The sequence below is a fragment of the Streptomyces sp. NPDC032940 genome, from assembly GCF_040636935.1.
In the GTDB taxonomy this organism is placed as follows: Bacteria; Actinomycetota; Actinomycetes; order Streptomycetales; family Streptomycetaceae; genus Streptomyces.
Window position 1 is genome coordinate 1 of sequence record NZ_JBEZVJ010000056.1, and the last position, 19044, is coordinate 19044.

At 70.2% G+C, this 19044-nt stretch carries 20 protein-coding genes and 1 pseudogene; 6 read left to right on the forward strand and 15 right to left on the reverse strand.

Translation table 11 applies throughout. From position 1 onward, the window contains the following. The first annotated feature begins 642 nt into the window (after positions 1-642). Entirely contained in the window at positions 643-978 is a 336-nt protein-coding gene (locus AB0E77_RS33300; protein ID WP_361578456.1) for a hypothetical protein, read from the forward strand. Between the two features lie 676 nt (positions 979-1654). Here AB0E77_RS33300 and AB0E77_RS33305 read toward each other — a convergent pair. Next, positions 1655-1852 (reverse strand): hypothetical protein, encoded by a 198-nt coding sequence (locus tag AB0E77_RS33305; protein WP_361578459.1) that lies wholly within the window; start codon positions 1850-1852, stop codon positions 1655-1657. Between the two features lie 38 nt (positions 1853-1890). Between AB0E77_RS33305 and AB0E77_RS33310 the strand changes: the two genes are divergently transcribed. After that, complete coding sequence (locus AB0E77_RS33310) at positions 1891-4710, forward strand: hypothetical protein (protein WP_361578462.1); 2820 nt, start codon at positions 1891-1893, stop codon at positions 4708-4710. Between the two features lie 151 nt (positions 4711-4861). Here AB0E77_RS33310 and AB0E77_RS33315 read toward each other — a convergent pair whose 3' ends face one another. Beyond that, complete coding sequence (locus AB0E77_RS33315) at positions 4862-5281, reverse strand: DUF4259 domain-containing protein (RefSeq protein WP_361578465.1); 420 nt, start codon at positions 5279-5281, stop codon at positions 4862-4864. 314 nt (positions 5282-5595) lie between these two features. Beyond that, positions 5596-5976, reverse strand: a complete 381-nt coding sequence (locus AB0E77_RS33320) for a tautomerase family protein (protein WP_361578468.1) — start codon at positions 5974-5976, stop codon at positions 5596-5598. Positions 5977-6040: 64 nt separating this feature from the next. Between AB0E77_RS33320 and AB0E77_RS33325 the strand changes: the two genes are divergently transcribed. Further along, complete coding sequence (locus tag AB0E77_RS33325; RefSeq protein ID WP_361578513.1) at positions 6041-6529, forward strand: helix-turn-helix domain-containing protein; 489 nt, start codon at positions 6041-6043, stop codon at positions 6527-6529. A gap of 395 nt (positions 6530-6924) precedes the next feature. Here the strand turns inward: AB0E77_RS33325 and AB0E77_RS33330 are convergent, their stop codons facing one another. Continuing rightward, positions 6925-7401: a hypothetical protein gene (locus AB0E77_RS33330; protein WP_361578471.1), complete on the reverse strand. Its 477-nt coding sequence runs from the start codon at positions 7399-7401 to the stop codon at positions 6925-6927. A gap of 245 nt (positions 7402-7646) precedes the next feature. Beyond that, positions 7647-8582, reverse strand: coding sequence for a class I SAM-dependent methyltransferase (locus AB0E77_RS33335; RefSeq protein ID WP_361578474.1), 936 nt, complete (start codon positions 8580-8582; stop codon positions 7647-7649). Positions 8583-8643: 61 nt separating this feature from the next. Here AB0E77_RS33335 and AB0E77_RS33340 point away from each other — a divergent pair, with 61 nt between their 5' ends. After that, positions 8644-9243, forward strand: coding sequence for a helix-turn-helix domain-containing protein (locus tag AB0E77_RS33340; protein ID WP_361578477.1), 600 nt, complete (start codon positions 8644-8646; stop codon positions 9241-9243). A gap of 54 nt (positions 9244-9297) precedes the next feature. Here the strand turns inward: AB0E77_RS33340 and AB0E77_RS33345 are convergent. The 9 genes and pseudogenes from AB0E77_RS33345 to AB0E77_RS33385 form a co-directional block, all read right to left on the reverse strand. Further along, positions 9298-9399 (reverse strand): annotated as a pseudogene (locus AB0E77_RS33345) (CoA-transferase); the annotation flags it as partial. 17 nt (positions 9400-9416) lie between these two features. Continuing rightward, entirely contained in the window at positions 9417-10205 is a 789-nt protein-coding gene (locus AB0E77_RS33350) for an SDR family NAD(P)-dependent oxidoreductase (RefSeq protein WP_361578480.1), read from the reverse strand. Next, on the reverse strand, positions 10202-10957 hold the full coding sequence (locus AB0E77_RS33355; protein WP_361578483.1) for an SDR family oxidoreductase: 756 nt from the start codon (positions 10955-10957) through the stop codon (positions 10202-10204). Before AB0E77_RS33355 ends, AB0E77_RS33350 begins: the two co-directional genes overlap by 4 nt. Then, positions 10954-11931, reverse strand: a complete 978-nt coding sequence (locus AB0E77_RS33360) for a fumarylacetoacetate hydrolase family protein (protein WP_361578486.1) — start codon at positions 11929-11931, stop codon at positions 10954-10956. The genes AB0E77_RS33355 and AB0E77_RS33360 overlap by 4 nt, the downstream gene beginning before the upstream one ends. A 103-nt stretch (positions 11932-12034) precedes the next feature. Then, positions 12035-12973 (reverse strand): VOC family protein, encoded by a 939-nt coding sequence (locus tag AB0E77_RS33365; protein WP_361578489.1) that lies wholly within the window; start codon positions 12971-12973, stop codon positions 12035-12037. Between the two features lie 6 nt (positions 12974-12979). Continuing rightward, complete coding sequence (locus tag AB0E77_RS33370; protein WP_361578492.1) at positions 12980-13984, reverse strand: amidohydrolase family protein; 1005 nt, start codon at positions 13982-13984, stop codon at positions 12980-12982. Further along, complete coding sequence (locus AB0E77_RS33375) at positions 13981-15111, reverse strand: FAD-dependent oxidoreductase (RefSeq protein WP_361578495.1); 1131 nt, start codon at positions 15109-15111, stop codon at positions 13981-13983. The genes AB0E77_RS33370 and AB0E77_RS33375 overlap by 4 nt, the downstream gene beginning before the upstream one ends. Before the next feature lie 23 nt (positions 15112-15134). Further along, on the reverse strand, positions 15135-16097 hold the full coding sequence (locus AB0E77_RS33380; protein ID WP_361578498.1) for a cyclase family protein: 963 nt from the start codon (positions 16095-16097) through the stop codon (positions 15135-15137). Beyond that, positions 16094-17095 (reverse strand): fumarylacetoacetate hydrolase family protein, encoded by a 1002-nt coding sequence (locus AB0E77_RS33385; RefSeq protein ID WP_361578501.1) that lies wholly within the window; start codon positions 17093-17095, stop codon positions 16094-16096. Before AB0E77_RS33385 ends, AB0E77_RS33380 begins: the two co-directional genes overlap by 4 nt. A gap of 136 nt (positions 17096-17231) precedes the next feature. On the opposite strand from AB0E77_RS33385, the gene AB0E77_RS33390 reads away from it, so the two are divergent. After that, the gene (locus tag AB0E77_RS33390) at positions 17232-18149 is read left to right on the forward strand and encodes a LysR family transcriptional regulator (protein WP_361578504.1); all 918 of its coding nucleotides are present in this window, start codon (positions 17232-17234) and stop codon (positions 18147-18149) included. 197 nt (positions 18150-18346) lie between these two features. On the opposite strand, the gene AB0E77_RS33395 is transcribed toward AB0E77_RS33390, so the two are convergent. Next, on the reverse strand, positions 18347-18502 hold the full coding sequence (locus AB0E77_RS33395) for a hypothetical protein (protein WP_361578507.1): 156 nt from the start codon (positions 18500-18502) through the stop codon (positions 18347-18349). A 56-nt stretch (positions 18503-18558) separates the two neighbouring features. Here AB0E77_RS33395 and AB0E77_RS33400 point away from each other — a divergent pair, with 56 nt between their 5' ends. After that, on the forward strand, positions 18559-18840 hold the full coding sequence (locus AB0E77_RS33400) for a cytochrome P450 (RefSeq protein WP_361578510.1): 282 nt from the start codon (positions 18559-18561) through the stop codon (positions 18838-18840). The last annotated feature ends 204 nt before the right edge of the window (positions 18841-19044 follow it).

Genomic DNA, 19044 nt, shown 5'->3' on the forward strand with positions numbered 1-19044 from the left:
GTGGACGGACTGGACCCGGCAACCGTGACCACGCGACACTTCGACAACAGGGCCTCTTGATCCTCGCTGGACTCGACATCCGCGAGCTACCAAGAAGCCCTTCTTCCATGCACCCGCACCGGCCGACTCACCCGAACCAGGCCCCTGTTCGAACCCCACCCGGTCACCCGAGCGGATAGAGAACACCCAGTCAGAGTGAGGATGGAAAAGGCTCAGTGGGTATCAGGACGTGTGGCGTCCCCGACGCCCCAACGGCCGTCGGCCAGTTCCAACGGTCCCAGACGTGTGCAGTCCTCCACCATGCGGTCATTGAATCATGTGCTCTACGAACTGTTGTCTCTCCTCCGCCAGTGCCTCCCCTCCCGCTGCCGACCCGAGACAACGCCAGTTTGGAGGCGGTTGATTGGAGGCGTGGCCTGGGCCACTGAGCACCGGCCCAGGCGATCAGCACCACAATGGAGGCGACCTGGAGCACTCAGTGAATGTCCAATGCTGTCCGGGACATGTCCCGGACAGGCAGATCCTTGTGGGCACGGTCCGGTTGCAGAGAGGTTGGCTGCTGAACCGATCACTGCTGGAAAGGGTGCAGATATGCTCCGTTACCGCGCCGTTGGCGTGTTGGCCGCCACCGTGGCCTTCTCCATGGCTTTCGTACCGACGGCGGGAGCCGTCACCACCGATGTGCAGTCGCCGGGCAATACCGCCGGCGCGCGGTACAACAGCACGTACGACCAGTTCACGATCTGGGACAACCTCTACGAGAGCGACACCTACTCAATGCTGCAGGTGACGAATGTCGCCAACGGCAGTTCGCGCACCTATTCCCACGCCTGGACCGGCTCCGGCAGCCCGAGCCGGACGTATGCCCTTCCCTCTTCGTGGACGTCCGGGCAGGAGCTCCGGTTCTTCGTCTGCGAGAGGTCCGGCTTCGACGGAAGCGCCCTGGGGTGCTCCGGCACGGCGAGGGCCTGGGTGTAGCGGCGCGTCCCACCTGCATCGGAAGTGCCAGCCGAGACGCACTGCGCTCGGGAGCGGGCGGGCCAGGCACCGGAACTCGGTGCCGGAAGCGTTCAATGTGGTCTCCCGCGCATGGGCCGGAGGGCCCGGCCCTTGCTCGCGGGACGGAGGGACCGAGGGACCGAGGGACATGATCGCCATGTAAGCCACCGTGCACGAGCCGACCCGGCGGGGCCGGTCGTCGCGGGTGGTTTCTCCTCGCCCGCCACGGCGGCCGTGCGGCGGACCGCGGCGACCCGCTGATGCCCCGCCGACCGGCCTCGAGTACCTAAGCGCCGAGCGGGTTGGTCTGCGGTGACGGTCCTCCTGGCCTGCGCCGCAGGCCCCGCTTTCCGTGAACGCCTCGAAGACGACGGCCGGACTCTGAGGGTGCCGCTGCCGCGGTTCGACCCCGGACAGGTGTGGGTAAGGCTCCCGCCCGGAGACCTGCCGCGCGTCCTCGAGGGCCTGGACCCCGCCACCGGCCCGGGCACCCTGGTGACGGCCACAGCAGGCGGGACGACCTGGTCGGGCGACTCTGGCCTGCCGCGATCTGCAACTCCGTCAGCGCCGCCACCCAGTCCCCGGAACGTCCCGGCGGCCATCAGCTGATCCAAACGAAACTGCCCAGGTCGGGCTCGCTCAGTTCGGATGCGGTTCAGGCGAGGAGGGGGGAGAGGACGGCGGTGATGGCCGCGGCGAGCGTGATCACTGCAGTGAAGGTGATGCCGGCGCGGGTGAGGGCGGTGGGCCAGCTGGAACCGTCGAGGCGAGCCAGCATTGCGGCGCCGGCGGCGGCCAGCAGAGCGATGACGACCACGAGGGCCACGGTCAGGAGAAGGAGGGCGATGGCCACGGCAGGCTCCACGGGAGGCGGTGACGATGCTTACGTGGATGACCATCGCGAAACCGGTGTTCGGCGGGATCCGGCCGGATGAGAATGGACACCGTCGGACGCGCGTACACGGGGGCCAGCACATGGACGTCGAGTCAGAGGGGCACACTCCGGCGTCGGCTCTGGCGGAGTTGCGTAAGCGGCTGACCGACGGTCTGGCCCGATCCGGCCTGACCAAGGCCCAGCTCGCCGCCCAAGCACGCTTGGGTCACACCACGGTGTCGCAGGCGTTCTCTCCAACGAAGCCTGCACCATCCGCAGGCACAGTGGTGGCCCTCGCGCGTCGCCTGGAGCTTTCAGTTCAGGAGATGCTCGACTTGCAGCGCGCCGCCGCCGGCGAGACCGGCCCAAGCATGGACGACAGGCCGGGGCGGCCCATCCATGAATGGGACCCGCACGCGCTGGAAGTCCACCCGGCCGGACCGGTCACGCACGGGTCTGCTTCAGGTGGGGACTGGGGCTTGCCTGACTACGTCGAGCGGAAGCATGACGGGGTGTTGGCGGCGGCAGTGCGGGAGGCGGCAGAGGGCCGCAGTCGGCTGGTGGTCCTGGTAGGCGGCTCGTCGACTGGCAAGACGCGGGCGTGCTGGGAAGCGGTACAGCCGCTTGCGAAGACAAGGTGGCGGTTGTGGCATCCTTTCGACCCGACCCGGGCGGAGGCCGCGCTGGAGGAACTGGACCAGGTCGGGCCGCGCACCGTGGTGTGGCTGAACGAGGCTCAGCACTACTTGGGCGCCCCCGTGTCGGGCGAGAGGATCGCTGCGGCGGTGCACCGGCTGCTGACCGACGTGGAGCGCGGACCGGTTTTGGTGCTGGGCACGCTGTGGCCCGAGTACGCCGACCGGTACACCGCCGTGCCCGCACCGGGCGGGAGCGATCCACACAGTCGGGTGCGCGAACTGCTCGCCGGCTGCACCGTTGCCGTTCCCGACGCGTTCGACACTGCGGCCCTGGCCGCCGCGTCCGTCCTGGCCGAGGGAGGTGACGCGCTGCTGGCCGACGCTCTCGTTCGCGCACGCGGCGGTGGCCGGGTCACTCAGCACCTGGCAGGCGCTCCTGAACTTCTGCGTCGCTACGAACAGGCCACCCCGCCCGCTCGCGCCCTGCTCAACGCGGCGATGGACGCCCGCCGCTTGGGCGTCGGCCTCCACCTTTCTCAGACCTTCCTGACCGAGGCGGCCCTCGACTACCTCTTCCCGGACGACTACGACCAGCTCACCGACAACTGGGCTGAGAGGGCTTATACCGAGATCACCAAGCCAGGACACGGCAGACAAGCCCCGTTACAGCAGGTGCGCCCGCGTCCATCACGAGGCCCAGTCGGCCCGCCCGAGCGGGCCGACCACGCACCACCCCGGGCCGTAGACACGGTATTCCGGCTCGCCGACTACCTTGAACAGCACGCCCGCATATCCCGTCGTCCCCTGTGCCCGCCCACTTCCTTCTGGCACGCCGCCCACACTCATCTGACCCACCCCGACGACTTGCGTTGCCTTGCCCAGGAGGCCCACCGACGACGACGGGATCAATGGGCACAGCGCCTCCGCAAGCGCGCCGCGGACCACGGTGATTCCGAGGCTTTGCGCCTGCAGGTCGGGATCTTGGAAGGAAACGGACAGCGCGAAGCCGCCGAGGAGCTGGCACGCCGGGCGGCCCAGCGCGGCGACGCCGCTGTGCTGGCCCATCTCGCCTGGATACGCAGCAGGGATTCCGGGCTCTCCGAGAACACCAGACGGCTCTACCGGGACGCGGCCGACTACGGTCATGTTCCGGCTCTGCTGGACCTGGCATCCGTACTCGAAACCGAGGATCGGGGTGCTGCCGAAGCCGTATACCGGGAGGCGGCCGAGCGTCGCAGCGTCCTGGCCTTGCATGGTCTGGCCAGACTGAGAGAGGAGGCCGGAGACCTGAGCGCTGCCGAGGCATATCTGCAGAAGGCCGTCGATCAGGGTGACGCGGAGGCACTGTTTTCGCTGGTGAAGATGCGGGAGGAGGGCGGGGACCCACAAGCTGCGGAGGCATTGGCTCTCAAAGCCGCCAGATGGGGCCACGACGGGGCATCAGACCACTTGATCAAAGCACGGGAGCAGGTCGGCGACCGTGACGGCGCAGAAAGTCTGGCGCGTCGGGCCGTTGACCACGGTAACCTGCGAGCGATAGTCAGGCTGGCGAGGATGCGGCAGGACGACGGAGACCCATCAGCCGACGCCCTGTTGCAGGAAGCCGCAGACCAAGGCGACATGGACGCTCTTTGCGAACTCGCGCTCCAGCGGGACGCGGCCGGCGACCGACAGGCCGCTGAGCGACTGGCTCAGCAAGCAGCGGATCACGGTGCGACTCAACTCCACGCCCTCCTGGCCTTCTGGCGAGCGGAAGCCGACGACTACGGGGGTGCCGAAACCGTGGCGCGCCAGTCCCTCGCGTGCGGCGACACACTCGCGGTCCGCCTCGTGGCCGATTGCCGGAGAAGAGGTGGAGACCGAAAGGCTGCCGAAGGGCTTTATCAGCAGGCTGCCGACCGCGGCGACGCCGACGCATTGATGGCTCTTGCGGTGATGCGGGAACACGACGGCGACCGTCAGGACTCAGAGAGACTCGCACGGCAGGCCGCCCGCCGAGGCAAACCCGAAGCGCTGCTGCAGCTCGCCTGGATGCGGAACGAGTGTGGTGATCGCCGTACCGCAGAGGACCTCGCCCGTCAGGCCGCCGACTACGGTCTTCTCCCTCCGGAACGCGGAAGTGTCGCGTACGACTGGTTCTCAACACTCTGGCCGGATGGCTTGGACGCGGAGGGTAGAGCGACACGCCATGGGCAATGAACCCTCTGCTTGCGCTGGAAGCGTCGCGCCGCCTGCCGATCGGGGCGGGGACTAGTCGTCGAGGATCTGCTGCTCCGAGGTGACGTCGTCGGGCAGGCGGGGGAGGGGCACGTCCCAGCTCGTGGTGGCCTTTCGGGGGTTCGGGTTCAGATCAGGCCGAGTTGTTCTCCGGGAGGCTGTGCGTGAGAACCTTCCGCAGGTTGCGGATGTACGCACGCCAGGGACCGCCATCCGATTCATCCCAGAGGTCCATCAGCTCGGACGGCTCGGTCATGACGCGGTCGAGGGCTTGGAGGGCGAGGTCGCGCAGGCTGGTGAGGTCGGGAAGCGGCTCTTCGGGGCCGTAGACGGGATCGGTCGGCTCTCCCTCGGGGCACTGTGCGGCGATGAGGGCGGCTGCGGCGACGGCTTCTTCGGATTCGGGTGCTTCGAGGTAGCCGACGGTGTCGATCACGCGTGTGAGGGTGTCGTTGATGATGCCCGCGCGTGCGTCTGCGGCGGCCTCGTCGAGGGTGTGGCCGAAGTCCGCTGCGGTGTCGTTGCCGAAAGGTGCGACGTCCCAAGTGCCCATGCTCTTCTCCTGCGTCGTGGCCGATGCCGGGCATCTTGACAGCAGCCACTGACAGGAGCCTTGGCCGGGCGGTGGGCAGGAGAGGTCCCGCATTGCTTCCGGAGGAGCGAGCGCGGGCACGTTCGCCGGCCATGCGCGCAACACCCTGCCCGGTGAAGTCGATCAGCTGTGGAATGGCTGCTTGTCTCTGCGCGGCCATCGTCGACCGCCTCACCTTCGGCGGCAACATCGTCGAGACCGGCACCGACTCCTACCGTCTCGTCACCATCCGAGCCCAAGCCGAACAACAGGCAGTCGTCCGAGTGGATGGGGGGTCATCCGGTGGGAGCGCCTCCTACGAAGGTTCGTTCTGGCGGTGACGCCACGAGTTCGACCATGGTGCCGGCGCGGAGGTCGTCGCCGACGACGCGCGTGATCGCGTCGGTGAGCGCGGTGCCGAGGCGCGCGGTGATCTGGGCGGCGTCGGGGCGGTCGAAGACGCCAGCTCGAACTCCCAAGATCACCGAGGCATTTGTGTCCACGGCTTTGCCGCCCTGCGCGAAGCGGCCTGCGGGGACTCCGGCCAGGCGGACGCTGACGAGGTCGCGGGCCCACTCGCCATAGACGTCGACGATTGCGTCGGTCAGTGCGGCGACGAGCATGGGTTCCTTACCGGTCAGCCTGTTCTCCGGAAGGTGGACGGTCAGGTGCGGCATGATGGACCTCGCTCCCTTTGAATACAAAGCCTTTGTATTCGAAGGTATATGGAAGAGGTCGATCATGTCCACGGAATCGGAAGGCCCAGCCGTCGATGAGGCCGTTCGTACCCTGCTGTTGCTCATGCCCCGGCTCGTCGGCCGAGCCAAGCGCCTGCCGATCCCCCCGGCGCTCCAGGGCCTGGACCTGGCACCGCGACATCTCGCGCTGCTGGCCCACCTGGAGTACGACGGTCCCACCAGCGTCAACGATCTGGCCGCCCGACTGGAGGTGGCCCCGACGACCGTCAGCCTCATGGTCAGCGAACTGTCACGGCTGGGCGTCCTGCAGCGCACCACCGATCCCGCCGACCGCCGCCGCCGCATCGTCGCCGTCGCCCCCGCATACGCCGCACCGATCGGCGAATGGCTCTCTGGCAGTGCCTCTGCCTGGGAAGGCGTCATGCGCGGCCTCGACCCCGCGGAACGCGCCACGGTCATCACCGCCCTGCACGCCTACGAGGCCGCCTTGGAGCAGGCGGGCGGCAAGCAACGGAACGAGCAGCCGCGTTAGCGGAGCTGGCGGAGCCGGGCCCCGGTCGCGTGTGGCTGCCCGCGGACCCGACTGGTACGAAAGCGCAGCAGCCTGCCCCGATGCCCTCGCCGAGCAACCCGCCGTCCGCGCCGCGGCAGCCACACGCGATCAGAGCCTTGTCGTCGACAAGGACTTCAACTTTGTGTCGTCCAGGGCCCTTGAGCGGCTGACCGGCGACCTGGACGCCTTCTGGGAGACGGCGGGAGTCCCACACCGACGCCCGCACCCCGGCCGAAGGGACCGACGGCGAGATGGGCGAGCCGTTCGACTTCAGCGGTACCCAGCGAATGCGCCTGCGTCTGACGCGGCTGGCCACACTCCACCTCGGTCCCGTAGCAGGCTGACGCACACCGGGCCCGAGGCTCGCCCGGGCATCAGTCCCAGGCGTTGAAGAGCACTCCGCCCAACGTGGTGATGCCGTAGAAGCGAACCTCGCGCCACTCGCCTTGTGTGAGGACCGAAGTGTCGACGTCCGAGAGCGGCAGAGTGAGTTCGGCGTGACCGAGCACGACGAAGCCCAGGTCGGCGAAGATGTGGGCCCACGCCGGCGGTGCAAGGAACTCCACGGTGTACCAGTCCCGGCGCTCGTGAGCGAAGGCAATCCACGGGTGATGGGCGTGGCACAGGACCACCCACTCGCCTGTGCCTGCGATGACCGTCGCGGTGTGAAACGTACGCGGATACGCCTGTTCTTCTATCTCGCCCACGCGGCCTCCGGTCGCCCGGGCGGCCCCGTACAGGGCTGTGCGGAACGTCCGCACATCGGTCAGCGGCAGCGGCCCGTCCTTCGGCCAGAAGAAGCCGGTGGCGCCCCGCGGCAGTGTGAACGCTGCGTCGTTGTCTGGAGCCATGCCGCACATTCTGCGAGCCGAATGCCATCCGGCGCGTCGGGTTTTCGCTGACATCGTCTCCGTCACACCGCCGAAGGCCCACCGCGCCGCAGCGCCGTACGACGGACCTGTCCCGCTGATCACGACGCCCGGGCTGAGAGTCGCAAGGACCTCAATCCGTGACGCCGGGCCGGGTGTTGATGGGGCGTGGCCGGCGCTGCCGTGCTCTGGCCATGGCGGCTCGCCCCGTAACGCCGCTGACGCCGTCAGTCCATTGTCTCCCGGTCCTCTGGGGCCCGGCGTACGGACGACGTTCCCCTTCCACGCCTCATGTTCCCCTTCGGGCAGGCAGGCGATGGCCGGTGCCGTCGCCGGTCGTCATGGGAGCGGGTCGAGGTGATCACGACGGATGTGTAGGGCATGGTGGCGTGGCCGCCGAGCCTGTCGATCGCGGTCCCGGCGCTGTCCAGGACCTCCGCCATTTTGTCTGCGGGGAGTTGGGTCAGGCCACCGAAGGTGGGGAGCTGGTCGAGCCACTGGTCTCGGGAGTAGGTGCGTTCCCAGGTGAAGAGCCACTGTTCGGGCTCGCTGAAGCTGCCGGTCTGCCGGATCCCGTCGGCGATTTTCGCGAACAGTGGCTGGTAGGCGTCCACGGCCGAGCCTCTCAGCAGGCCAGGGTTGAACGGGGAATCAGGGGCGACCCGTTGGAGTGCTTCGGCGAGGGCGTCGATCACCTCGGCCGGGAGCTGGGGGACGTGGTGGAAGGGGGCGAGTCGGCCGCCGGGCCGGAGCACCTGTGCCGCCTTGGCTGCGCCGGCGACGGGATCCACCCAGTGCCAGGCGGTGCCGGCGATGACCGCGTCGAACTGCCGCCTGGAGGGCTGCCAGTCCTCGAACCTGGCGACCTCGACCTCGACACCGCTGCGTCGCGCGAACGCGGCCATCCGCTCGTCGGGCTCTACACCGAGCACCGTGCAGCCGGCCGCCTGGAACTGCCGGGCCTCGATGCCGGTCCCGGCTCCGACGTCGAGGACGTGCCGACCGGGGCTTGCCGCGACGATCCTTTCCACCAGGGCCTCGGGATACGGCGGTCGGGCACGGTCGTAGCGTTCGGCGTCCACGCCGAACGACTCGGCCGTCTGCCGGTGGCGGTGGGGTTCGGGGCCGGACTTGTCCGGCTGTCCCTGCGATAAAGTGGGCATGCGCCCATATTAATGGGCAGTTGCCCACTTGTTAAGGCGGGGCGCCGCGGAGAGGGAGACAATGCCGTCAGGGGTGCACATCCACAACGTGCGCGGCCACTTGTTCGAAGCCGCCGAGCGCGTCCTGCTCCGGGACGGGCCCGACGCGTTGACCAGCCGGGCGGTCACGGAGGAGGCGAATTGCGCCAAGGGTGTGCTGCACCGGCACTTCACCGACTTCGACACCTTCCTGGCGGAACTGGTCCTCGACCGCGTCCGCGGCGTCGAGGACCGAACTGCGGCTCTGCGTGCCGTCGCCGGCACCGGGAGCGTGGTGGACAACCTCGCCGACGCCCTGCAGGACCTGTTCGGGCCGGTCGCGGTGGCAATCGTCGCGCTCATCACCTCCCGCGATGGTCTCCGCGCCCGGCTGCGCGATGCCGGCCTGACCGGCATTCCCCTTGCCATGCAAGGCACCGCCATGATCGCCGCATACCTCACCGCCGAGCGGGAGTCGGGGCGCCTGGCCGGTGACGCCGACATCGACACACTCGCCCCCACCCTCGTCGGGGCCGGGCACCTGCTGTTCGCCGACCGGACGAGCGCCCCACCGCAGTCCACCGCCATCCACAAGATGGTGACCACCGTCATGGCCGGCGCCTTGCGACCACCTCAGTCGTAGATGGCATTCCAGCGCGCGGGACGACCGGCTGCAAAAGCGGCTCATGGTGTGGAGGACGGCGGGGACGCCGGAGAGGCCGAAGCCGCCGACAGCGACGGAGGCCCCGCCGGGGATGTCGGCGACCGCCTCGGCGGCATCCGCGATGACTTCGTCCACGGTGGTGCGGGGTCCTCTCAGGGAAGCGGGTTGGGCGGGCCGGGCAGGACCGTCGACCAGCCGCCGTCTACAACGAGGTTGTGGCCGGTGATGTACGCAGCGTCGTCGGAGGCGAGGAAGAGGGCCGCCCGGACGACGTCGTCGGGCGAGCCGATCCGGCCGAGCGGGATGTGCTCGGCGGCGGCGCGCAGGGGGTGGTCCTCGGCGAGGAGGTCGCCGCGGGACCCCTCGGTGTCGATCATGCCGGGACTGACGCAGTTGGCGCGGATTCCGAACGGGGCTCCCTCGGCTGCCAGTTGGCGGGTGAGGGCGATGACAGCGCCCTTGGACGCGGAATGGGCGGTCCGGCGGTTGCTCAGCGAGCCGGTCAGGCCCGCGGTCGAGCCGACGGTCACGATGCTGCCGTGGCTGCGCCTGAGGTGCGGCCAGGCGAGATGGGCGGCGAGCCACACCGAGTCGAGTTCGGCGCGCAGCGTGAACGCGAAGTCCGCGTAGGGCTGGGTGTCGACGGCGCCGAAGCGGACGGCGCCCGCGTTTGCGTAGAGTACGTCGATACCGCCGAAAGCGGACACGGCCTCCTCGACCCAGGCCCGTACGGAGTTCTCGTCCGTCGCGTCGAGGGGCGCCGGAGTGAGGGCGACACCACCCGAACGGCCGATCAACCGCTGTGTCTCCAGGGCCTGTTCATGCAGCAGGTCGCCACCGACGACCAGCGCGCCTTCGGCGGCGAACCGCAGCGCCGCCGCTCGGCCCTGTCCGCGAGCCGTGCCGGAGATGAGGGCGACCTTGCCCTCCAGGCGCTTCATGACGCCGCTCCCGGCCGCAGGGCGTCGGAGACCGACTTGGCGCCGCCGTGGGCGGTGAAGCCGCCGTCGACCGGTATCTCGGCGCCGCTGATGAAGGAGGCGTCGTCCGACAGCAGGAATGCGACCAGCGGAATGATCTCGTCGACCGTGCCGGTGCGGCCGAGGGGTGTCTCGCGGATGTTGGACTCCCTGAAGGCGGGGGCGGCCGAGGCCGTCATCTCGGTCTCGATGAAGCCGGGATGGATGGTGTTGACGCGGATGCCGCGCGGCCCGAGTTCGAGCGCCGCCGTCTTCGACAGGCCGCGCAGCGCCCACTTGCTGGCCGTGTACGCGACCGGATAGTGGGCGGTCAGCGCGGCGGACGAGCCTACGTTGACGATGGAGGCGCCGGCCGGCATCAGCGGGGTGAGGTGCTGGATGCCGAGGAGCGGGCCCGTGACGTTCACGGCGTGGACGCGGGCGAAGTCGTCGGCGCGGATCTCGTCGAGGCGGGCGCGCCAGGTGATGCCCGCGTTGTTGACCAGCCCGTGGACCTGCCCGTACGACGCGCGCAGTTCGGCGGCCAGTTCCGCCCAGTCCTGTTCGCTGGTGACGTCGAGCCGGCGGCAGCCGGGTGCCTCGGTGACGTCGGTGGCGATGACGCGGGCACCCTCGCGGGTGAGGGCCTCGGCCTCGGCGGCGCCCTGCCCGCGGGCGGCACCGGTGACGACCACGACCTTGCCGAGCAGCCGCTTGGGGTGCAGATCGCTCACGGCCGCTCCCGGGTGCGGCGCCGGCCGGCGGGCAGGGGGACGGGCTCCGCGCCGGGGACCACGGTGTTGGTCAGTGTGCCGATGCCCTCGACCGTGAGGGTGACCGTGTCGCCGGGCTTCAGCGGCGGCGGAGTCTGCTCGCCGCGCAGGCCCCACAGCTCGGCGAGGCAGCCGCCGTTGCCGCAGGTGCCGGAGCCGAGGACGTCACCGGGGACGACGCGGGTGCCGCGGGAGGCGTAGGCGGTCATCTCCTCGAAGGTCCAGCTCATGTTGGACAGCAGGTCCTTGCCGACGGTCTCGCCGTTCACCGAGGCGGTGAGCGCCAGCCGCAGGAAGCCTTCGGCGTCCCGGTGCGGTTCCAGTGCGTCGGCGGTGACCAGGTACGGGCCGAGGGTGGTGGCGGTGTCCTTGCCCTTGCAGGGGCCGAGGCCGACCTTCATCTCCGCGGACTGCAGGTCGCGCGCGGACCAGTCGTTGAAGACGGTGTAGCCGACGATGTGGTCGCGGGCCTGTGCGGGGGTGAGGTCACGGCCCTCGCGGCCGATGACGGCGGCGACTTCGAGTTCGAAGTCGAGGACGGCCGAGCCGGGCGGCATCGGGATGGCGTCTCCGTCGCCGTAGATCGCGTGCGGGTTGGTGAAGTAGAAGGTGGGTGCCGCGTACCACTGCTCGGGCACGCCGGCCGCGCCGTCCACGGAGCGGCGTACGCCCTCGACGTGTTCCTCGAAGGTGACGAAGTCCCGTACGGAGGAAGGCCGGAGCGGGGGCAGCAGCCGTACCTCGGAGACGTGCGGACCGGCCGGGACGTCGAGTGCGGCGGCACCCGCGTCGAGGAGGGCGGGCAGTCCGCCGCCGGAGCGCACCAGTTCGGTGAGCGACGCGGTGCCGGGCAGCGGGTAGAGCGTGCCGTCCTCACCGACGACGGCGACGCGCACGTCGGCGGGGTGTTCATGTGCATAGGTGGCGAAACGCATGCGGGGTACTCCTGGCACAGGCGGGGACCGGGGGCGCGGCAGGCGGAGTCAGGGCGTGGACAGGGCCGCCGCGCCCCCGGAACTCGGGGCGGAGCCGGTCGGATCAGACCGGCGGGGCGACGAACACGCCGCGGTCGGGGTCGTTGAAGGACTCCTTGGCGACGAGTTCGTTCATGGGGTTGGCGGTGCCCCACTGGTCGGTGACCTCGGGCTTCGAGAAGTCGTACACGTGGGGGTGCCAGGTGTCCTCGTCCAGGCACTCCAGCTCGGTGGTGTACTCGATGGTGTTGCCGTGCGGGTCGAGGAAGTACGTGAAGGTGTTGTCCCCGGCCATGTGCCGGCCCGGCCCCCAGATCTTCTTGAAGCCGGCCCGCATGACCCGGCCGGAGCCGCGCATGTACTCGTCGATGCCGCGCATCTCGAAGGAGACGTGGTGCAGCGAGGTGTGCGGGCCCTTGGCGATGGCCATCGAGTGGTGCTGGTTGCTGATCCGCATGAAGTGCATGACCTCGCCCATGTGCGGCGAGCTGAGCGTGTCGGAGAGGGCGAAGCCGAGGTGGCGCTCGTACCACTCGCGGGTCCGGTTCAGATCGGGGGAGTTGAGGACGACGTGGGAGAGCTTGACCGGGATGGCCTCCTTCTCCTCGATCTTGCGGTGCCGGCGGACCTCGACGTCGGCGGAGACCTCGATGGTGCGGCCGTCGACGTCGAAGAAGCGGAAGCCGTAGCCGCCGCCGGGGGTGTCGACCTTCCCGGGCTGCGAGATCAGCTGCACGCCGCCCGCGAGCAGCCGCTCGGCGAGGGTGTCGACGTCGGCGGGGGACGCGGCGCCGTAGGAGACGAGATCGAGGCGCTTCTCCTCGGCCTCGCGCAGCCGCACCACGTACTGCTCCGGGCTGCCTTCGGCAGCCAGGAAGGAGATGCCGGAGTCCTCGGCGACCTTGGTCAGGCCCCATACGCCGGCGTAGAAGTCGAGCTGCTTGTCGTAGTCGGGCACGGCGAGGTCGACGTGCCGCAGATGGGTGAGCAGACGGTTGCTCATGAGGGGTCAGTCCTTCCTCAGGAGGGCGGCGGCGGTGCCGCCCCGGACGGCGTGGAAGTCGGCGTCGGGCAGCCGGGCGGCGCGCAGGGCGCCGACCGGGTCCCCGGTGCCCATGTCGAAGGGGAAGTCGGAGCCCAGCAGCACCCGGTCGGCGCCGGCGGCCCGGACCAGTTCCCGCAGCACGTGCGGGGCGTGGACCAGGGAGTCGAAGTACAGCCGCCTGAGGTAGCTGCTGGGCAGGTGCGCGCAGCCGGACCCCGCATCGGAGCGGGTCGACCAGGCGTGGTCGGCGCGGCCGATGTGGGTGGGCAGGTAGCCGCCGCCGTGCGCGGCGATGATCCGCAGGCCCGGGAAGCGGTCCAGGACCCCGGAGAAGATCAGGTGCGAGAGCGCGACGGCGTTCTCGGTGGGCTGGCCGACGGAGTTGGACAGGTACCACCGGTCCAGCCGCTCGTCGAGCGTGCAGCCGAAGGGGTGCAGGAACAGGATCGCACCCGTCTCCTCGGCCCGGGTCCAGAACGGTTCGTAGGCCGGATCGGACAGTTCGTGCCCGGGGGCGTGGCTGGAGATCTCCACCCCGGCCAGGCCCTGATCCAGGGCGTGGCCGAGGGCGGCCGTCGTCAGGGCGGGGTGCTGGAGGGGTACGAGGCCTAGGCCGCGCAGCCGGTCTGGGGCGGCCGCACAGTGCGCGGCGGTCGCCTCGTTGGCGAGCCGGTACACCTTTTCGGCCGTCTCCTCGTCCGCCCAGTAGTGGTAGTGCGAGGGGGAGGGGCTGACCAGCTGCACGTCGACGCCCTGCGCGTCCATCGCGGCCAGGCGCACGGCGGGATCGGTCAGCCTGGGGATGCGTTCGCGGACCATGGGGCCGCTGACGGCAAGGGCGGCGGGCCCGTTGCGCCGGGCGTCCAGCTCCCGTGCCTCGGCGTGACCGGGCAGGCCCTCGACCAGCGCGTCGATCTCGGGCAGCAGGACGTGGGCGTGCACGTCGACGGTGGGCGGGGTCGTGGTCACGGCAGCTCCCGGAGCATCGTCATGGTGCGGCCCATCAGGCCGGGTACGTCCGCGTCGCGCACCCCGTCCAGCTGCCACCGGCCGATCTGCACGGACGCCTCGACCACGGGCCGGACGCGGGTGATGCGCCGCTCGTAGTACGCCTGGAGGAGCGCGTCGTCCCAGGTCTCGGCGGCGGTGAGCATCTGGGTGAGCACCCAGGCGTCCTCCAGTGACAGGGCGGCGCCCTGGGCGAGGGTGGGCGGACAGCAGTGGGCGGCGTCGCCGACCAGGACGACCCGGCCGCGGTGCCAGGAACCCTCCACCAGCATTCGGTCGAACCAGGTGTAGTTGACCTTCGCCGGGTCGGTGATGTGCGTGGTGATCTCCGGCCAGTGGCCGCCGTAGGCGGAGGCCAGGCGCCGCATCTCGTCGGCGTACGACTCGACGGGTATCGAAGCGCGGTCCCGGTTGGCCTCGACGACGTACGCGTACAGGGTCGTGTCGCTGGTGGGGCAGTAGCCGGCGATGTATGCCGGGCCGCCGTAGGCGAGGTCGGTGCGGGTCACCCCGGCCGGGCGGGGCGCGGCGATGCGCCAGATGGCCATGCCGGTCGGCTCGGGCTTCGCCGTGATGCCGATCGTTGCGCGGGTGGCGGAGCCGAGGCCGTCAGCGGCGACGACCAGGTCGTAGCGGCCTTCGGTGCCGTCCGTGAAGCGGACAGTGACGCCGCTGCCGTCCTGGTTCAGGGATGTGGTGCGCACGCCGAGGCGGATGCCGGCGCCACTGGCGCGGACCGCGTCGCTGAGGATGCGCTGGAGCTGCGGGCGCTGCATGCCGACGGTGGCGGGCAGGTCGTCACCGCCGGTGCGCAGGTCGTCCTGGACGTGCAGGACGGTGCCGTCGGGGGCGGTGATGCCGACCGCGCCGAAACCGTACCCCGACTTCTCCACCTGGTCCCACACGCCGAGTTCGCGCAGCACGCGCAGGGCGTTGCCCTGGAGGGTGATGCCGGAGCCCGCGGTGGCGTTCCAGTCGTCCTTGGCCTCGATCAGGTCCACGGCGACACCGGCGCGGCGCAGCAGGATCGTAACGGCGTTGCCGGCCGCGCCGCCACCGACGACGAGAACCGTGCGGTGCTGGGGCATGAAGAACTCCTTCGTTCCTCGGTCTACTTGACCGCGATCGGGTTGACGGGCGAGCCGACCGCCCCGGTGATGGGCAGGGGAGCGGCGGTGAGCCAGAAGGCGTACTCGCCGTCGGCCGCGCAGTCCGCGGCGAGCGCGTCCAGGTCCCACATCTCGCCGATCAGCAGGCCGATGTGGGGGATGGCGACCTGGTGCAGCGGCTGGAAGGCGTGCTCGAACTCGTTCGGCCGGACCTCGAAGCCCCAGGTGTCGGTGGCGATCGCGGCGATCTCGGTGCGGTGCAGCCAGCCGGCCGTGGTGAACGACAGACCGGGCGCGGGACCGCCCGCGTAGTCGCCCCAGCCCTCGCGCCGGACTCGGGCGAGCTGCCCGGTGCGCACCAGCACGATGTCGCCGCGCCCCACGGTCACGCCCTGGGCCTCGGTGGTCGCCGTCAGGTGTTCCTCGGTGACCGGGAAACCGTCGGGCAGTTCGCCGTCCTCGCCGACCGTGCGGCCGACGTCCAGCAGGACACCGCGCCCGGCGACGTGCGGGGCCATGTGCTCGATGCCGGTGACCAGGTCGCCGTCGGAGGTGACGACCTGCTCCGCCGGACGGCCGTTCCACGCCTTGCCGTGGTCGAAGATGTGGCCGAGCCCGTCCCACTGGGTGGAGCACTGCAGCGGCATCGCGATGACGTCGTCGGCGCCGCCGATGCCGTGCGGGAAGCCCTGGTTGCCGAGGGCGGCGTCGGTGCCGGTGTCGAGCATCGTGTGCACCGGGTTGGTGCGCCGGCGCCAGCCCTTCTGCGGGCCGTCCATGTCGAAACGCTGCGAGAGGGAGAAGCTGACCCCCCGCCGGATCAGCGCGGCACCCTCGCGACGCTTGGCCTCGTCCAGGAAGTTGAGGGTGCCGAGGACGTCATCCTCGCCCCAGCGGCCCCAGTTGGAGAACGCCTTCGTGGCACGCGCTATCGAGCCCTCGGGGTCGGTGCGGTCCAGTGTCACCGGGACACCTCCGCCACACAGCGGGTGCGCTGTGCGCCGAGCCCGGTGATCGAGGCGTCCATCACGTCGCCGTCGCGCAGCAGCCGCCCCCAGTGCATGCCGTTGCCGGCCGGGGAGCCGGTGAGCACCAGGTCGCCGGGGAGCAGCCGGGCGGTCTGCGAGGCGTAGGACACCATGCGGGCGAGGTCGAAGATCATGTCCTTGGTGGACTCGTCCTGCATGGTCTCGCCGTTCAGCCTGAGCGTGAGCCGCAGGTCGCCGGGGTGCGCGATCGACTCCTTGGGCACGATCCACGGGCCGAGCGGAGTGAAGCCGGGCGCGTTCTTGCTGCGCAGCCAGTCGGTGCCGATCTGCGGCATGTCGCGGCGGAACACGGTCGCCCGGTCGGTGAGGTCGTTGGCGATCGTGTACCCGGCGACGTGCTCCAGGGCCTCCTCGACGGGCACCCGGTGGGCGGGGCGGCCGATGACGGCCGCCAACTCCAGTTCCCAGTCCGGCTGTTCGGCCCACGCGGGCAGCAGGACATCGTCGTACGGACCGGTGATCGCGCTCGGCAGGCCGATGAAGACGTACGGCAGGTCCTGCGCGGCCCGCCGGTCCATGATCTGCGCCGCCTCGGCGCGTCGCTCCGCCTCCGGGCGGTCGTCCCCCGGGGCCCGGTGGGCGACGTGCAGATCGATCACGTGCTGCCGGTAGTTGGCCCCCGACTGGAACACCTGGCGCGGCTCGACCGGCGCGTGCACGCGGAAGTCCGCCAGCGGCCTGCGCTTTGCGGCACCGTCGTCGACCAGGGAGCGCAGCCGCGGCAGCACCGCCGGCCAATCCTCCAGGAGGCGGCGCACGGTCAGTCGCTCGTCGCCGAGGGCGGCCCGCAGGTCGACGGCGTGCCCGTCGGGGGTGACCAGGGCGGGGAACGCCGGTCCTTCGGGACCCGAGAGGGTCGCGAGGGCGAAGGGGCCGGCGAAGGGCGCGGATGCGGGAGCAGGTTTCACGGACATGTCCTCCTGATTGCGGTGGGACTAATCTGGACCCGCCACCGGAGATCAGGGAAATAGATTGTGTGGATGATCGTCATCCATCAGGTGGATTTCGCCTGGTCAGTGTCGTTCGATGCCGTACAGCAAGGGAAACAACGTGAACCTGGCTCGTCTGGACCTCAACCTCGTCGTCGCCCTGCGCGCCCTGCTGGAGGAGCGCAACGTCACGCGAGCCGGACAGCGCGTCGGACTGAGCCAGCCCGCCATGAGCGCCGCGCTGTCCCGGCTGCGCCGCCACTTCGACGACGACCTGCTCGCCCGCGTCGGCGGCCACTACGAACTGACCGCCCTCGGCCAGGTCCTCCTCGACCGCACCTCCACCGCCTACGACGTCCTCGAGCGGCTCTTCTCCAGCCAGGCCGAATTCGACCCGGCCAGGGAGAGCCGCGAGTTCAGGCTGGTCGCCTCCGACTATGCCGTCGCCGTGTTCGGCGCCGAACTCGCCCGCGTCGTGCACGACGAAGCCCCCGGCATCCGGCTGCGCTTCGCTCAGACCCCACCCACCGTGGTCGACGACACCGCCACGCTGCTGAGCGCCACCGACGGACTGCTCATGCCGCACGGCGTCATCAGCGACTTCCCCGCCACCGACCTCTACCAGGACCGCTGGGTCTTCCTCGTCGCCGACGACCACCCGAGCGTCGAGGACCGCCTCACCCGGCAGGACCTCGCCGACCTCCCGTGGGTCACCTACCAGCGCACCTACGACGCCCCGGCGGTGCGCCAGCTCGGCATGCTCGGCGTCGAACTCCGGGCCGAGGTCTCCGTGGACAGCTTCCAGCTGCTGCCGCTGCTGGTCGCCGGCACCCGGCGCATCGCCCTGATCCAGGCGCGCCTCGCCCGCCTGCTCACGCCGATCGCCCCGGTCCGGGTCGTGGAACCTCCCTACGAGGCCGTGTCGCTGCAGGAGGCCCTGTGGTGGCACCCGGTGCACACGCACGACGCCGCGCACATCTGGCTGCGGGAGACAGCGGCGCGGGTGGGCGCGCGGCTCACGCCGGTGCACGACGGATGATCCGTTCCCGGTGACGTCTGGGCGCAAGGGCGCCACGCGCTGCGGCCACCTCACGGTGCGACCCGCTCAGCGACTTGGCCTCGCCCGCCACGCCACGTACTGGGCGCGCTTCTCGTCCGGCCAGGCGACCTTACGATCTCAGGCCCGCTGACCCGCCACAACCTGCTTCCACTGTGCGCCCTGCTGCTGATGGCCGGCTACGAGACCACCGCCGACATCATCACGAACGGCGCCCTCGCCCTGCTCCGGCACCCGGACCAACTCGCCGTAGCCCCGAGCAGGGCCGGCAGGGAGCAGTTGGACAGCAGCACCATGAACGAGCTGCTGCGCTGCGACTCCTCGATCCAGATCACCTTCCGTACCGTGCAACGCCCTACGATGATCGCCGGCACCCCGCTGGGGCACCCCGGTGGTCCTGCTGATCGGATCGGCCAATCACGAACGCCGCGTGTTCGCCCGCCCCGACCGGCTCGACGTGGAGCGCGCACACGACCCGCACCTGAGCTTGGGCGCGGGCGTCCACTACTGCCTCGGCGCCCCGCTCGCCCGCCTGGAATCCTCCCTGGCCCTCGGCAGGTTGCTCACCCGGGCGCGAAATATGGAACCGGCCCCGAGTGCGGTCGGGCACAAGGACATCACCGCCACCATCCGCGGTGTGAAAGCCCTGCCCGTCACCCTCACGGCCGCCTGACCCACGCCCTCGGAGAAGGGAACCATGGTGCGCGCATCTTCCTTCGCGTGCCTGGCCGGACTCCATGGCGCGGGGATTCTCCTCCGGTCCGCCCGCCGGACCGAAACCGCCTAGGTTCTGTCCGGCGGATCATGTGACCTTCTGACTGGTCGCTCGTTGGTTCGGTCATGGGTCGGGGGGATCTGACGAATCGCGAGTGGTCGT

Bases quoted from the DNA above. Each gene is read 5' to 3' on its own strand.
- AB0E77_RS33360 (WP_361578486.1), bottom strand. From the start codon at position 11,931: ATGCGTTTCGCCACCTATGCACATGAACACCCCGCCGACGTGCGCGTC.
- AB0E77_RS33320 (WP_361578468.1), bottom strand. From the start codon at position 5,976: ATGCCGCACCTGACCGTCCACCTTCCGGAGAACAGGCTGACCGGTAAG.
- AB0E77_RS33365 (WP_361578489.1), bottom strand. From the start codon at position 12,973: ATGAGCAACCGTCTGCTCACCCATCTGCGGCACGTCGACCTCGCCGTG.
- AB0E77_RS33385 (WP_361578501.1), bottom strand. From the start codon at position 17,095: ATGTCCGTGAAACCTGCTCCCGCATCCGCGCCCTTCGCCGGCCCCTTC.
- AB0E77_RS33340 (WP_361578477.1), top strand. From the start codon at position 8,644: ATGCCGTCAGGGGTGCACATCCACAACGTGCGCGGCCACTTGTTCGAA.
- AB0E77_RS33315 (WP_361578465.1), bottom strand. From the start codon at position 5,281: ATGGGCACTTGGGACGTCGCACCTTTCGGCAACGACACCGCAGCGGAC.
- AB0E77_RS33330 (WP_361578471.1), bottom strand. From the start codon at position 7,401: ATGGCTCCAGACAACGACGCAGCGTTCACACTGCCGCGGGGCGCCACC.
- AB0E77_RS33375 (WP_361578495.1), bottom strand. From the start codon at position 15,111: ATGCCCCAGCACCGCACGGTTCTCGTCGTCGGTGGCGGCGCGGCCGGC.
- AB0E77_RS33350 (WP_361578480.1), bottom strand. From the start codon at position 10,205: ATGAAGCGCCTGGAGGGCAAGGTCGCCCTCATCTCCGGCACGGCTCGC.
- AB0E77_RS33335 (WP_361578474.1), bottom strand. From the start codon at position 8,582: ATGCCCACTTTATCGCAGGGACAGCCGGACAAGTCCGGCCCCGAACCC.
- AB0E77_RS33310 (WP_361578462.1), top strand. From the start codon at position 1,891: ATGACCATCGCGAAACCGGTGTTCGGCGGGATCCGGCCGGATGAGAAT.
- AB0E77_RS33325 (WP_361578513.1), top strand. From the start codon at position 6,041: ATGTCCACGGAATCGGAAGGCCCAGCCGTCGATGAGGCCGTTCGTACC.
- AB0E77_RS33300 (WP_361578456.1), top strand. From the start codon at position 643: ATGGCTTTCGTACCGACGGCGGGAGCCGTCACCACCGATGTGCAGTCG.